The 14,927-nt window shown below is 39.3% G+C and carries 13 protein-coding genes; 4 read left to right on the top strand and 9 right to left on the bottom strand.

Translation table 11 applies throughout. From position 1 onward, the window contains the following. Window positions 1-6: 6 nt before the first annotated feature. A complete protein-coding gene (locus FHG08_RS16895) occupies window positions 7-585 on the bottom strand; it encodes an LON peptidase substrate-binding domain-containing protein (protein WP_171039629.1) in 579 nt (192 codons plus the stop codon). A 229-nt stretch (window positions 586-814) separates the two neighbouring features. Next, the gene (locus FHG08_RS16900; RefSeq protein WP_054201634.1) at window positions 815-1,093 is read right to left on the bottom strand and encodes a hypothetical protein; all 279 of its coding nucleotides are present in this window, start codon (window positions 1,091-1,093) and stop codon (window positions 815-817) included. Window positions 1,094-1,374: 281 nt separating this feature from the next. On the opposite strand from FHG08_RS16900, the gene FHG08_RS16905 reads away from it, so the two are divergent. Next, entirely contained in the window at window positions 1,375-2,004 is a 630-nt protein-coding gene (locus FHG08_RS16905) for a hemolysin III family protein (protein ID WP_178957161.1), read from the top strand. Between the two features lie 274 nt (window positions 2,005-2,278). Beyond that, window positions 2,279-2,830 (top strand): N-carbamoyl-L-amino acid amidohydrolase, encoded by a 552-nt coding sequence (locus tag FHG08_RS16910; protein ID WP_178957162.1) that lies wholly within the window; start codon window positions 2,279-2,281, stop codon window positions 2,828-2,830. 237 nt (window positions 2,831-3,067) lie between these two features. On the opposite strand, the gene FHG08_RS16915 is transcribed toward FHG08_RS16910, so the two are convergent. Together FHG08_RS16915 and FHG08_RS16920 are read right to left on the bottom strand one after the other, a co-directional pair. Next, the gene (locus FHG08_RS16915) at window positions 3,068-3,373 is read right to left on the bottom strand and encodes an MGMT family protein (protein ID WP_178957163.1); all 306 of its coding nucleotides are present in this window, start codon (window positions 3,371-3,373) and stop codon (window positions 3,068-3,070) included. Beyond that, window positions 3,363-4,265: a LysR family transcriptional regulator gene (locus FHG08_RS16920; protein ID WP_138607944.1), complete on the bottom strand. Its 903-nt coding sequence runs from the start codon at window positions 4,263-4,265 to the stop codon at window positions 3,363-3,365. Before FHG08_RS16920 ends, FHG08_RS16915 begins: the two co-directional genes overlap by 11 nt. Window positions 4,266-4,387: 122 nt before the next feature. Between FHG08_RS16920 and FHG08_RS16925 the strand changes: the two genes are divergently transcribed. Further along, entirely contained in the window at window positions 4,388-5,470 is a 1,083-nt protein-coding gene (locus FHG08_RS16925; RefSeq protein WP_138607942.1) for an efflux RND transporter periplasmic adaptor subunit, read from the top strand. Window positions 5,471-5,472: 2 nt separating this feature from the next. Next, window positions 5,473-8,550 (top strand): efflux RND transporter permease subunit, encoded by a 3,078-nt coding sequence (locus FHG08_RS16930; protein WP_178957164.1) that lies wholly within the window; start codon window positions 5,473-5,475, stop codon window positions 8,548-8,550. A 61-nt stretch (window positions 8,551-8,611) separates the two neighbouring features. Here FHG08_RS16930 and rluF read toward each other — a convergent pair whose 3' ends face one another. From rluF to glgC, 5 genes are all read right to left on the bottom strand, one after another. Further along, a complete protein-coding gene (rluF, locus tag FHG08_RS16935) occupies window positions 8,612-9,601 on the bottom strand; it encodes a 23S rRNA pseudouridine(2604) synthase RluF (RefSeq protein ID WP_178957165.1) in 990 nt (329 codons plus the stop codon). 43 nt (window positions 9,602-9,644) lie between these two features. Next, entirely contained in the window at window positions 9,645-10,730 is a 1,086-nt protein-coding gene (locus tag FHG08_RS16940; RefSeq protein WP_178957446.1) for a DUF418 domain-containing protein, read from the bottom strand. A gap of 26 nt (window positions 10,731-10,756) precedes the next feature. Further along, window positions 10,757-11,971: an EAL and HDOD domain-containing protein gene (locus FHG08_RS16945; RefSeq protein WP_138607936.1), complete on the bottom strand. Its 1,215-nt coding sequence runs from the start codon at window positions 11,969-11,971 to the stop codon at window positions 10,757-10,759. Window positions 11,972-12,054: 83 nt separating this feature from the next. Continuing rightward, window positions 12,055-13,587 carry a glycogen synthase gene (locus FHG08_RS16950; RefSeq protein ID WP_178957166.1) on the bottom strand — a complete coding sequence of 511 codons (1,533 nt, stop codon included), beginning with the start codon at window positions 13,585-13,587 and terminating at the stop codon, window positions 12,055-12,057. A gap of 47 nt (window positions 13,588-13,634) precedes the next feature. Further along, window positions 13,635-14,909 carry a glucose-1-phosphate adenylyltransferase gene (glgC, locus tag FHG08_RS16955; RefSeq protein WP_138607932.1) on the bottom strand — a complete coding sequence of 425 codons (1,275 nt, stop codon included), beginning with the start codon at window positions 14,907-14,909 and terminating at the stop codon, window positions 13,635-13,637. Window positions 14,910-14,927: the final 18 nt, after the last annotated feature.

Here is a 14,927-nt window from a genome sequence, read left to right on the forward strand (position 1 = left end):
ATTATTTTAGGCAAATTCGTTATTAATCACAGTATGGAGGAAACTAAGCAAGTTATCAAAGTTAGTCTCAAATGCAAGTTGTTGTTTTTTCTCTATAGAAATGGGAAGTAATTCAAGCCATCGTGCAACAATCCACGTGAGTTTATTAAACTTGGTGGTTTTGTAAAGCGATTGCAAATCGGGGTTATTCGCAAAGACTTCTTCTAGTGTCACTTGTAAAAAGTGGTGCTGACCAATTTCGTGGTTGTCTTTGTTGTACCAATAAGGTGTGTTGCAAGCGGATACATCACCATGGCGAAGTTCCTGCTCATCTTGATACACGTTATCTATTTGCACACTCTTAGATGCAAATACATCAATTAATAGCATACCACTTTCGTCTTGATCAAAGTCAATAACATCCATTAAACAGCCTTGGGCGCTTATGTTTAACGGGGTGTCATGCTCAAAGGTACATAAAACAAAACCGCTATTGGTTTTTAATGCGTTTTTTACCATCGTTAAATAACGAGGCTCAAATATACGTAATCGCGTATAGCCTTCAGGTAATATAAATATAGGTAATGGGAAAATCGCACGTTTCATAAAGTCTACTTCTTTCAAACACTCTGCCTTTATTTACGTGCGCTTTATTCAAGTCGATCAGCTTTAGTTACATCGATTGCTTTACAGTGCAAATGCATCCGCTAATTAAACCTCATTCCCACATTTTTTATCATGTAAACCAAGTAATAAACACTCAGTATACTTGCCACAGGTGCCAACATTAAGGCTAATAGTTCGAACTCACTGTTCATTACTCTTATTCCCTTTTTTATTGCTTTGGTTGTGCTTTAACTACACGTTGTTTTTCGTCCATGTTGCTATTATCAACCACAGGATTACTTTCAAGTAAGCTGTCAAGAATAACCTGTGCATCAAAAGAAACGGCTTCTTTTACTGACTTTTCAAGTTCATTGCTTGCCTGTGACACATAAGTAGACACAGTGTTAGTTAGCATATCTGTAATATTTAAATCGACTTCTGTAGCGTTAACGTTAGTTGAACCTAATACAAGTAAGCTTGCGATTGTGATGTTGATTGAAGTGTTCATAATAGTATTCCTTGTTTGTTTATTGGTTAGTACGCTTAGTTACAATCAAGGGCTATGCCATAATGAATAAACTTTGTAAGCCATTGTTTTAAAATGAAATAAATTAATAAAAAAGAAATCCACAAAATCTAGGTTAGTAAATTTGACCAATTAATTTTAAAATAAAACCAAATAATAGTGTGTTTGTTAATGTTCAGTAAATTAATGACTTTGTTTCGTATTTGAAAATTTCAGCGTACACATGTACACTAAAATTCATTCGCAAAGTGGTAGGATCTGTTATGTCTTTTGAAGCTCCCTATTCTAAAAAAGAAGAGCTGTTAAATGTTATTAGTCATGCCTTAGGCATTGTATTTGCTGCTTTTGTTTTTTGGGATTTAGTTAAACAAACTAATAGTGTGAAAAGCTATGCCAGTACTCTGATATACGGCAGTAGCTTGTTTATTTTATTTTTATCTTCAACGCTTTATCACGCCAGTGTGCGCCCAAGATTGAGAGCGTTTTACAAAAAATGTGATCATTGCGCCATCTATTTACTGATTGCAGGCACCTACACGCCCTTTTTGTTGCTGTCGTTATCTGGGCTCTGGTCTTGGGCTACCTTAGTCTTTATTTGGACAGTAGCGTTTGCAGGCATCGCTTATAAGCTATTGGTTAAAAATGGCAATAAAAAAGTATCACTGGCTACTTATTTATTAATGGGATGGTTTGCATTAGCCATTGTGTATCCGCTTTATTTAAACGTGCCTATCAATGCACTTTATTGGCTATTAGCTGGCGGCTTATTTTATAGTGTAGGTACTATTTTTTACAGTGCAAAAAGCACTCAATATAGCCATGCTATTTGGCACCTCTTTGTTATTGGCGGATGCGTTAGCCATTATATATCGATCAGTAATTATGTTTATTAGGCTGGTTAGCCATATAGATTAGTCTGGTTTGAGCTGTGAGTTCAACCATTCGATGCAACACACAGCGAGAAACGGTCATTGAGATTGACTAAATATTGTCGTTAATAGATTAGTTAAACTGCTCTTGCGCATATATTCATGAAAATGAGCGCTGTGCGCATATTGGTCCATTTAACTTTACCTAAAAAATTTAGAAAACTTAGTGATAGTAATGCCTTAGATAATTTGTTAAAACTATATAAAATAGATAAATGAGCGTTAAGTCGGCAGAAATATGCGCGATGAGCGCACTATTAAATTGTTAGGGCTCACAACAGGACAAGTCATGATTGAGAAACAATCCCCTTACCTTGCTCATCAACATAGGCTTGCTGATGTAATCGCTGCAATTCAGGTAATGGGTACATATAGGTATTCGGGACGCAAGGTAGAGTCATGGGCTAATTTGCTCGGCGAAAAGCCAAAGAGCGCGAATGACTGGCAATCCATTTTTAATGAGCATCCCGAATTTTTTCGGGCCGGTATAGGCGATGACGATTTTCAGTCACTAGTCGTTCGGCGCGCTCAACCTAGAGTCTATAACACACAGACTGAAGAAGTAATTACGGTAGAGCAATTCAAGGCATTGCCGAAAGACAATAGGTCTCATATCTCCCGTTTGCCTCTGTCCTCGGAACAAATCCTTGCATTAATAGATGTAGCAGTGAAGCTACAAACTCAAGCAGTTGTTCGTCGTAAGGAGCTTCGATGGTGGGTGCCGGTGGTCATCGGCGTGTTGTCCTCATTGGTTGGTGTATTTGTCGGAGCGGCAATTAAAGGTGGGTAGCGCTAAGTCACGCCCTAACAATCGCAGGCAATCCGACAGCTTTTCCGTTGCGCCTGCGGCTCCACTACAAAGCTGCGGTTGCTGCGGGCGTTACCACTGTCTGCAATTGGCACTCTCTAGCCACTCGACAACATAAAATATTGAGAGTTATTGGCAAGATATTTTACTTTTGTCGGATGGCGTGGCTCCGCCACTTGTCCAACCTACACGGGCACTTATCTGACGAGAGTGGTGATATCACTCCCATCTACACTCGCGCATATTCACTTTATTATTCTTAAAATTAACACCTTCTAATAACAGTTTTTGTCGTTGTTCTTGGTATTTATCACTTCCTTCGGGAAACGATATTTTACCTTGGCTATTAACCACTCGATGCCAAGGGATCGCCGAATCTTTTGGCATCTCTTTTAATAAACGACCTACCAACCTAGCATTATTAGGATAACCCGCAAGGGCAGCTACTTGGCCATAACTGGCAACACAACCTTTGGGTATACTCGCTATGATAGTATAAATTACAGTGTGTTTATCAATATCCATTTTTATTAGCGTATGCCTTGCTTAGTTGTTTAAATTGGTTCCATACAGTACGCGCCACTGGACCATGGTGAATAGCGTGTTGCCTAAACGCTCTTATTTGTGCGCTAAATTTATGCTCACGGTCGGTAATAATGATTTCTTGTAATAAACCTGCTTTTATTTCAGGTCTGCAATGATCTAAGCTCATCATTGCCCAACCAGCCCCTGAGAGTAAAAACGATTTTAAGGTAGCTACATCGTCTATTTTCATCATTGCTGACCCTTTGGAATATGAAAGCCTTTCACTGTCTATACTTAAATCGCTTTCAAACATCGCTAAGCAGGGGTAGTTTTGTAGTTGATTATAAGTGAGCTGTTTTGGTAAAACCCCTTTTGCGCTTACTATCCCAATATCGAGCTTACCTATGGGCAAACTTTCTAAATCGCCAGTGGCATGAAATAAATCAAACCACGGACCAATGCCTAGCTCTGCTTGTCCATTATTTACTTGCTCTAACGATACAAATCGTTTGCCGCTACTAATACAAAACTCGGTGCTGGTAAACTGTTTAAAAGTATTACTTATGATCTGGTTGTAACTTTGCTTATGGCAAAGCTGCTCATAACAAATTTTATATTGCGGCTCATTACCTAATGAGAGCTCTTCCGCCAGTTTTGCAAGCTCGTCATTTGCATGCAGTAGCTGTTGCGCTTCACGATGGAAGATGCGCCCTTTTTCAGTAAGTTGTAACCTATATTTAGTTCTGTCTAAAAGTTCAAACCCTATTTGCGATTCTAAGTTTTTAATCGCTAGCGTTAACGCAGGCTGCGTTTTATGAAGCTTTTGAGCAGCCCCGCTCAAGCTTTCGCTTTGTACTATGGCATCTAAAATTACTAATTGATTCAGCTTCATATTGTACCTAAAAACATCATAAATAAAACTTATTAAGTCTGTAAGATTTAATGAATTTTATTTTATATGTTTGCAGCGTATTCTGCACTTAATTAATTTGCCAATATTGCAACGGAGACAACATGAAACTCTTTCGTCTATGTTTATTAACGACGACCTTACTTAGCTTAATCGCTTGTTCTGAACCAGAACAACAGGTTAAAGAAGAGCCTATTCGCCCTGTTAAACTTTTCACTATAGGTCACGACTCACAAATTAATATTCGTAGTTTTCCGGCTGAGGTAGTTGCAAACCAGGGATCGTACCTTGCATTTAGAGTAAACGGTGAACTTATAGAGTTTCCGGTTCTTGCTGGCGAACATGTTGAAAAAGGGGATTTATTAGCAAAATTAGACCCTGAAGATTTTCAACTGCAGTTTGATGAACGAAAGGCACGTTATGAGTTGGCAAAGTCGCAATTGAGCAGAATAGAACAGCTATTTGAAAAGAAAATCACTAGCCAATCTGAGTTAGACCAAGCTTTAGCAAATATGCAAATTGCCGAATCGGCTTTTAAAATCGCTGAAACCAACCTCGAATACAGCGAGTTGCGTGCGCCATTTGCCGGTACCGTTGCAAAGGTATTTGTAAAAAACTTTGAAAACATTCAGGCAAAGCAAAATATTTTACGCCTAGAAACTCGCGATTTGATGGACGTAGAAATTCAGGTTCCTGAAAAAATAGTGGCGCGTTTTAAAAAAGGCACTGATTACCATCCAACAGTTAAATTTGATGGTTTTGAAGATAAAGAATACACCCTCGACATTAAAGAGTGGGACACCCAAGCCGACCCTGCAACACTGACCTATAAAGTTGTATTTTCGTTACCAGTTCCTGATGATTTTAACTTGCTAGCCGGTATGACTGGCCGTGTTTTAATTGATTTAAGTAAAGTAACTCGCTCGCAGGTTGCTTATACCATATTGCCTATTGAGTCGGTTTTTTCTGATCCCCAAAAAGCGATTAACAATAATGCCTATGTTTGGCTTTACGATGAGCAAACGGGTCAAGTTCATAAGCAAGCTGTTGAAGTTGGCCAATTACACCACGATGGCATAGAAGTACTTAGCGGCATAAAAGAAGGCCAAGTTGTGGTGTCTGCTGGTGTGCACTCAATAGAAGAAGGCATGAAAGTTCGCCCATGGAATAAAGAGCGAGGCTTATAATTATGAGCTTTGCACAACTTTCCATAGAAAAAAAAGTAATTAGTTGGATGTTTGCACTACTTCTTTTAATTGGCGGAAGTGTATCTTATTTTGATTTAGGCCAACTAGAGGACCCTGAGTTTACTCTAAAGCAGGCTATGGTTATTACCATGTACCCTGGTGCTTCGCCGCAACAGGTTGAAGAAGAAGTTACGTTTCCTCTAGAAAATGCAATTCAACAATTGCCATATGTTGATCATGTCACGTCTATTTCGTCAAATGGCAAATCTCAAATAGCCGTAGAGATGAAGAGCACCTATCGAAAAGAACAACTTCGCCAAATTTGGGATGAAATGCGTCGTAAAATTAATGACCTTTCGCCATCGCTACCCAGTGGCGTATACCCAAGCACCATTTTAGATGACTTTGGCGATGTATATGGTGTTTTATATTCAGTTATTGGTGACGGCTATTCTTACGATGAGCTAAAAGACTACACCGATTATTTAAAACGTGAATTGGTATTAGTTAAAGGGGTTAGTAAAGTTACTATTGCAGGTGAACAACAGCCGCAAGTAATGGTAGAAATATCTACCCGTAAATTAGCCCAACTTGGTATAGCACCTAGCCATATATTTGCTTTGTTACAATCTCAAAACACGGTATCTAACGCAGGAAAAATAAGAGTGGGCGACGAATCAATTCGTTTTCACCCTACTGGCGAATTTAAAGATGTTAAAGAACTTGAAACACTACTAATTTCTAAACCAGGTGCCAGCGAGCTTATTTACTTAGGTGATGTTGCTGAAGTATTTAGAGAATACGCTGAAGTACCTACAAATGTTATTAGATACAATTCTGAGCAAGCACTATTAATTGGTGTGTCGTTTATGAATGGCGTTAATGTGGTTGACGTGGGTAAACGTATAGATGCTCATTTAGCAGAACTTGAGTACCAGCGTCCCCATGGTATTGACGTTAATGCCGTCTATAACCAACCAAAAGAAGTAGAGACCTCAGTTGACGGATTTATTATAAGCTTGCTAGAAGCTATTGCAATCGTCATTGTTGTTTTGCTTATTTTTATGGGCATTAAAAGCGGCATTTTAATTGGTGGTATTTTATTACTAACTGTTTTAGGCACCTTTATTTTTATGAAGTTGTTTGCCATAGATTTGCAACGTATATCATTAGGTGCACTGATCATTGCGCTTGGTATGTTAGTAGATAACGCTATTGTGGTGACTGAAGGTATTTTAATTAACTTAAAACGGGGTCAAACCAAACTTAAAGCCGCTATTAATATTGTAGAGCAGACCAAGTGGCCATTATTAGGTGCAACCATTATAGGTATTACTGCGTTTGCTCCAATTGGTTTGAGTTCTGATGCAACGGGTGAGTTTGCCGGCAGCTTGTTTTGGGTGTTATTTATATCCTTGTTACTCAGCTGGATAACCGCTATTACCTTAACGCCATTTTTTGCAAATCTTATGTTTTCAGAAAATGAGTTTAAAAAGGCAAAAGATACCGAAGACGATTCAGATAACGATCCATATAAAGGATTTATTTTTACAGGTTATAAAACACTCTTAGACTTAGCAATGCATTATCGTAAATCAACAATAATCCTCATGGTTGTATTACTTTGCAGCGCTGTCGTTGGTTTTGGTTCGGTTAAGCAGTCATTTTTTCCGGCCTCTAACACACCTATGTTTTACGTAGATTACTGGCAACAACAAGGCTCAGATATACGCGCAACAATAGACGGTATAAAGAAGCTTGAACGCTATTTGCAAAAAGAAGAACTTGTAGAAGAAGTAACCAGCACAACAGGCCAAGGTGCGCCGCGCTTTATGCTTACTTATGCACCTCAAAAGTCTTACTCGTCTTATGGACAACTTATTATAAGAGTAAAAGACCGCGAAGCTGTTGCGGTAGTCATGCAAAAAGTACGTAATTATTCACAAAACTCGGCGCTATCTGCTGAGCTAAAAATAAAGCCAATGGAAATTGGCCCTTCAACTGATGCTAAAATTGAAGCGCGTTTTACCGGTCCAGATCCTGTTATTCTTAGAAAACTTGCAGCTGAAGCGGAAAAGCTTATGGCGCAAGACGATGGTGCGTTTAATATTCGAAATGATTGGCGTGCACGTACTAAAATGATTCGCCCACAGTTTAACGAGCAAAAAGCGCGACGTTTAGGAATCAGTAAATCAGACCTGGATGATGTGCTGCTTACAAGTCTTTCGGGTAAACAAGTCGGTGTATATCGTGATGGAACCCAGCTTTTACCTATTATTGCTCGCTCACCTGCGAGTGAGCGCCTTAATGTAGACAGCGTTCATGACTTGCAAATATACAGCCCTGTTTTAGGTGTGTTTGTACCGGTAACACAAGTCGTTGATAAATTTATAGTTGAATGGGAAGATAGCCTAATAATGCGTCGCGATAGAAAGCGAACAATTACAATAATGGCCGATCAAAATGTATTGGGCGACGAAACAGCCGCTAAATTGTTTGCTAGAGTACGAGGCCCTATTGAATCTATCAAGTTACCGCATGGCTACTCTTTAGAATGGGGCGGAGAATATGAATCATCTAGTAAGGCTCAAAAAGCAATATTCGGCTCTTTACCCCTTGGCTATTTAGCTATGTTTGCTATTACTGTTTTACTTTTCAACTCTCTAAAACAACCTATTGTAATTTGGGCTACAGTGCCATTGGCAATTATTGGTGTAAGTGCCGGTTTATTAGCAATGAATGCACCGTTTAGCTTTATGGGCCTACTTGGGTTATTAAGCTTAAGTGGTATGTTAATTAAAAACGGCATTGTTTTGGTCGACCAAATAAACTTAGAGCTTAGCGAGGGTAAATCACCCTATCAAGCAGTGTTTGATTCAGGCGTAAGCCGCGTCCGCCCTGTTGCTATGGCCGCTATCACCACAATACTTGGTATGATCCCATTATTGTTTGACGTATTCTTTCAGTCGATGGCGGTCACTATAATGTTTGGCTTAGGCTTTGCCACCATACTTACTCTAATTGTGGTGCCGGTTTTATACACTATGGTATTTAGAATTGACTACCCTAAACAGTCTTAATAATTAATAAAAAACGCAGCCTAGGCTGCGTTTTTTATTTGCTTGGTTTATACCAACTTAATTACTTTTTTAAGCTTAACGTGCCACTGCTCTTCGCTTTAGTTCCTGATGCGGAATTGGCTTTGTTGGCATTTGATTTACCAACATAGGTGGTTGAACGTTTCTGATAAGGCGTATTACGACTGCTTTTGTTGGCTTGCTTATGTTGTTCGCTGTTCTTTGTACCTCGAGGCTTGTCACCTTGATACTCACGCTTATGCACTGATTTTGCTTGGTTGCTTGTGGTTAGCCCAACGTTATTATTCGATGTACTATCGTCATACAGCGAATGCTCTTGCGTTTTCCCTGAATCAGCAATCGAATCGTTAATAACCGCCATTTCTGCTTCGCTTAAATGCCGCCACTGCCCTACTTTTAACCCTTTAAGGGTTACATTCATAATACGCACACGCTTAAGTGTAATAACCTCGTAACCGAGGTATTCACACATACGACGAATTTGACGATTTAAACCTTGAGTCAAAATAATAGTGAATTGCTGAGCACCTGTTTGCGTCACTTTACATTTTTTGGTCACAGTATCTAAAATTGGAATACCGTTCGCCATTTTATTCACAAACTGACGATTAAGTGGTTTATCTACGGTAACCACGTATTCTTTTTCATGATTATTTCCGGCACGAAGGATTTTATTAACGATGTCGCCTTCATTGGTTAAAAAAATCAATCCTTCTGAAGGCCTATCTAAACGACCTATAGGAAAAATACGGTCAGGGTAATTAACCGCTTTTACAATATTACTTTGAATTTTTCGTTCTGTGGTACAAGTAATACCCACTGGTTTGTTATAAGCAATGTAGACTCGTTTTGGTGGCGCTTTTAGTGGCTTACCATCTACCAATACCACATCGTCCTGCGCAACTTTAACACCCATTTCAGGTAATTCGCCATTAACAGTAACACGACCTTGCTCAATATATTTATCGGCTTCGCGGCGTGAGCAAAACCCTGTCTCACTAATAAATTTATTTAAACGCTTTAAGTCTGTCATATGGCAAATCTTCTTAAATATAAAGGCGCATAGTTTAAACTACTCAAGCTATTTTTTCGCGCTTAATTTGCGCTAATTTACGCCATAGGTATTCAAGGGGTCCTTGCTTAAAATAACGACAGTAGAGTGCAGTAAATATAAGCTGTACAACTACTAAGCAAATAGCGACAAGCCAATAATCAATGCGGTTAAAACTAAGCGCCCACTGAGGGAAAAGCACTTTAAACAATAATAACTGCATAATGGTTTGGCTTATGTATAAAGTAAACGCTAACCGCCCTACCTGTTGGATAAGCCCCCCTATTTGCGCGCTGTTGTTGCATAGTTTAACAATTAAATGAATATAAAGTAGCGCCACGCATAAGGCAGCTAATTCATTAACAGGCTCTTGTAACGCGTAGCCAATACCTTGATCATATGGTGTTAACACTAATCGTAAGCTAGTCAGTAACACACTTAATACAACTAACTTAATTAGCCCCGATCTGTTAAATCCATCACTAAACACATTACATTTGTAGGCAACAATACCAATTAGCATAAAGCCAGCACTTGCCCACAGTAATAAAATAGGTACTGTTAGCAACATATAAATGCTCATTGTTATATTTTGGCTAAAATGCGCACCAATACTTTGGTAATAACTATTATATATCTGGTAAAACTCGGGAGAATCCCTATAGAGTGGTTCTTCATTAAGCCCTAACATAAACATTGCTGTGGCAAGTAAAGCGATAAAAGTAAAAAAGACCGCTTTGTTTTTAAGCTCTTCATCCGTGGAATCTAAATAGCGTATTACCAGTAGTGCTGACACCCCATATAAAAACAAAATGTCACCCGCCCACAGTAAAAGCCCATGTATTAAACCAAACACAATAAGCCAATATAGGCGTTTTTTTAATGGCTCAATACATTGCTGTCGCTGGAACTGAATATAAAGACCAGCACCAAATAATAACGTAAATAATGTGCGAAACCGCCCTTCAACAAATATAAGGCTTAAGGTGTGTAAAAAATTATCGCTAGCCGGAGGTGTGGTGAGTGGAGTGTAATTGAGTTCAAAAATTGCGAAGGAATAGCAGTTAATAAATACCAGGCCAAGTACTGCTATGCCCCTTATAAAATCCATATTATAATTACGCAAACTCTATCCCTTTAAATATTATCTTTGTAGCTATCGGCCCATTTTACAGCTTGTTTGTATAATTTTGGTAAAAAAGCACTGTCTAAATTAATGAGTGATACCGCTTTCTCAAGCGCCCACCAGCTTCCCGTTTCGTAAGCTTTTACCGTTTCAAGGATATAATATAAATCATTTTTCTCGCCGGTTAGTGCCGCTTTAATTTCATCTGGGAATGGCAGTTTATCAACCAACAAGTCCATTGGCTTATCTAAAATAGCATCAAGAAGAGAAAACAGCCCAGTTAAAAATGCCTCACCTTGTACTTGTTTGGCGACTTTACTGGCTATTAATTCACAAAAGCGAGCGCGAATAACACACATTTGCATAAGCTCTATCGGCTTATCACGCACTGTGTGTGCTGTAACAATTAGGCTCACAAACTTTTTTAAACGCGCTTGACCTAAATATACCAGCGCTTGTTTTAATGATGATATTTGGCTTTGCAGCGGAAATATACCACTATTTAATAAACGCAGTAGCTTATAAGCCAGTGCCGCATCAAGCTCAAATAAACCAGTGATCACTTTAATGTCAGGATCTGGTTTCATTACTTCTGAGTAAATGGCAATGACCAGCCCATAATTATAATGAATATCTTTTTGCTCTATCATTACTGGACGCGCAAAATAATAACCTTGGAAATAATCAAACCCCATTTGACGAGCTAATTTATACTCTTCATCGGTTTCTATTTTTTCAGCTAATAGCTTAATATTTTTATATTTTTTAAGTTTATTAACTACCAGAGGGATTTCGGCAAGAGGAGTAAGTCGAATATCAAATTTAATTAAGTTGACCAGTTTTAAAAAGCGCTCCCACTGTGGTGAGTAAACAAAATCATCTAGGGCTAACTTATAGTTGCTATGGAATAACTTGCGACATAGCTCGTAAGTATCGTCGGTGGGTTCTATGGTTTCGAGTAATTCAATAACCACATCTTTACAGGGTAAGAAATCACATAAATCAAGCTTTAAGGACTCAGGACCAATATTGATAAGCGCTTTTTTACCCGATGTAATATGGCGGGTACCTAAGTTTAGCTGGTTTTCCATGATAAGCCTTGCTGTAGCTTGACCATCAGATACACCAGGAAAGCAGTTCTCAGAACTATTGCGAAAAAGTAGTTCATAAGCTACTACGTTTTGATTTCGATTGAGAATTGCTTGCCTTGCAACAAATACCGACACATTACCTACTTTATTATATTTTCACCAGACTAAGTAATTAAAGCGTAAATAGGATCGGATGTCACTGAACTTTAATAAATTTTTTAATATAAGTATGTAATATAATCAGTTATGACGTCATCCCAGCCAAAGCGCGCATGCTTAGCGCTATTTTTTATTGCTTGCCATTCTTTAGGATTAGTTTGTTTTACACTCAAAGCCTCAGATAAACAAACTAAAAATGCCTCTGCCTGAGCCAATAAGGTATCACCAGTAAAACTAAAACCAGTCACATTATGCTCAACTGTATCTTTTAAGCCGCCAACACTGTGCACAAGACAAGGCTGACCTGCTCGCATTGCCAGCATTTGGCTAATGCCACACGGCTCAAAAGAGCTAGGCATTAAAAATAAGTCCCCTAGTTGATACATTAAATCACCAACACCTTGGCCATAACCTTTTAAAAACAATAAATTGCTATTTCGTGCCATTGCAGTGGTAAATAATTGTTCTAGTTTTTTATCGCCCGAGCCCAATACAATCAAGCGACCATTATATTGGTTTATAACCTTGCATACCTCATCAATAGTTAAACTATTGTTGTGTGGCTGGCACAGCAGCAATACTTTTTGCTCGGTGAGCCGCCCTACACTGGTCACTAAAGGCCCTTGCAGCTCTGATGCCATAAATTGTAAAACACGTTGGTGAGCAATATAGTGGCTGCTGTCTAAGTGTACGTTTTTTGCCATCCAACTAAAAAGCGTAGCTTCTATCTGCTCTAAAAGCTCGCTAAGCGTTGCCTGCTTCGGGTGTTGAGTTGTGTAATCACAGCCGTTGAGTATCCCAATCAGCTTGCCCTGCTCAGCCGCTTGTTGTAAGTCACGCTCGAGTCCTTCACCACCAAAAAAACCGCCTGCATTGTTACTCGCTATCTGCACTTCTTGGCTATAACTGGGTGAAACCACATGTACTTTATCGGCTAAATTAATAGCACTGCGCATGGGGTTAAAACAATGAGGGTAACGGGGATCACAAAGCAATTGACCATCATAACTTAATGAGGGAAACCACGCTTCTAAGCTAGAGTCATCGTCTTTAAAAGGGCGAATACCTTGTAAGGCTAAGTTATGAACAGTGTACACCAAGCGCAGCTTAGCAAGTTTACGATAGCGAGGCTCAAATTTTAGTAACACTGCCACACAAGCACTGTGCCAGTCGTGTAAATGTAACGTGTTTGGTTGTTTTAATACCCCTTGTAAAAGCGCTTCACAAATCGCGGCATTAAACAGTGCAAACTTACTCGCATCAGTAGCAAATGGACGATTGTCATCATCATTGCAATACACACTATGTGATTGGCTGAACAAAGGGTGGCTTATTACTATTTGCCTCACTGCATTTTGCGTTTGTGGAATTTCAAACAGCGATAAAACGTGAGAGGCTGAATTGAACGCAACGTTTACTTCACCAATAAAACGGCGCTCACCCAATTCAAAACCATAATCAGGAATAGCCACATCAATCGTTAGTCCCTGTGTTGCTAACGCTTTAGGTACATCACGTATGACATCGGCAACACCACCGACTTTGGCATTAGGTAACGCATCATTTTCTGCGGCAACCATTAATACATGCATTTATTTACTCTTATAGTTAGCTGCAAGGCTTTCGCCTTGCTATTTAATTATTGATTTAACTTAGTGTCCAACTTTGTCAGCATCTCGCGGGTTACCAAAACAATTCCCTTTTTAGATACTCTAAAACCATTGGCTTCGTCTGTTTTACGATCATAACCAATTTCTAATCCTGGGGGGATCTCACAGCTTCTATCAATAATGGCACGTTTAATTTTACACCCACGGTTAACTATAACACCGGGTAAAATAACCGACTCTTCAATAGTACAATATGAGCGAATATGTACATTAGAAAACAGTAATGACTTTCTCACTAATGAACCTGAAATAATACAGCCGCCCGATACGGTTGAATCAACAGCCATACCTCGACGATCGTCATCATCAAAAATAAACTTAGCTGGAGGAAGCTGCTCTTGGTATGTCCAAATTGGCCAAGTAGGGTCGTACAAATCCAATTGAGGCTCAGGCATAACCAACTCCATGTTCGCTTCCCAAAATGAATCTAAAGTCCCTACATCGCGCCAATAAGGTTGCCCTACTTGTGCAGGATCTCTAAATGGGTAAGCAAACACATTATGCTCTTCGATAATGGCAGGAATAATGTCATGGCCAAAATCACGTCCTGAGCCTTCGGTTTGTGAATCTTTTTGTAATTGCTCAAATAAAAACTCAGTATTGAATACGTAATTACCCATTGACGCTAAGCATGTACCAGGTTTACCAGGCACAGAGGTAGGTTCGGCTGGTTTTTCGTCGAATCGCCGCACTCGATTTTCTTGATCAACGGTCATTACACCAAAGGTGCCTGCTGCTTCTTCAACCGCGACTTCTAAACAGCACACGGTCATATCGGCACCATTTTCTACATGCTTTGCTAATAAACCGCCGTAATCCATACGATACACATGATCGCCTGACAAAATCATTACATATTTAGGTAGTTCATGACGAATAATATCCATATTTTGAAATACCGCATCGGCAGTACCGCAATACCATTCATCACCATGGCGCTGTGATGCAGGTAAAATCTCAACTGACTCGCCTAACTCCTTTTTAAAGTGCCCCCATGCACGATGCACATGGCGTATCAGCGAGTGAGATTTATATTGCGTTGCAATCCCTACTCGCCTTACACCAGAGTTAATACAATTTGATAGTGGAAAATCAATAATACGGTGCTTACCGCCAAAATAAACGGCTGGTTTTGCTCGCCAGTCTGTTAGCTCATGCAGACGAGAACCTCGTCCGCCGGCTAGAATCAGTGCATAGGTGTCTCTGGTTAAATTACTTATATAGCGATTTGCATAACTGGGCATATTACTCTCTCCGTTTAG

It is taken from the genome of Pseudoalteromonas sp. Scap03, assembly GCF_013393115.1.
Taxonomy (GTDB): domain Bacteria; phylum Pseudomonadota; class Gammaproteobacteria; order Enterobacterales; family Alteromonadaceae; genus Pseudoalteromonas.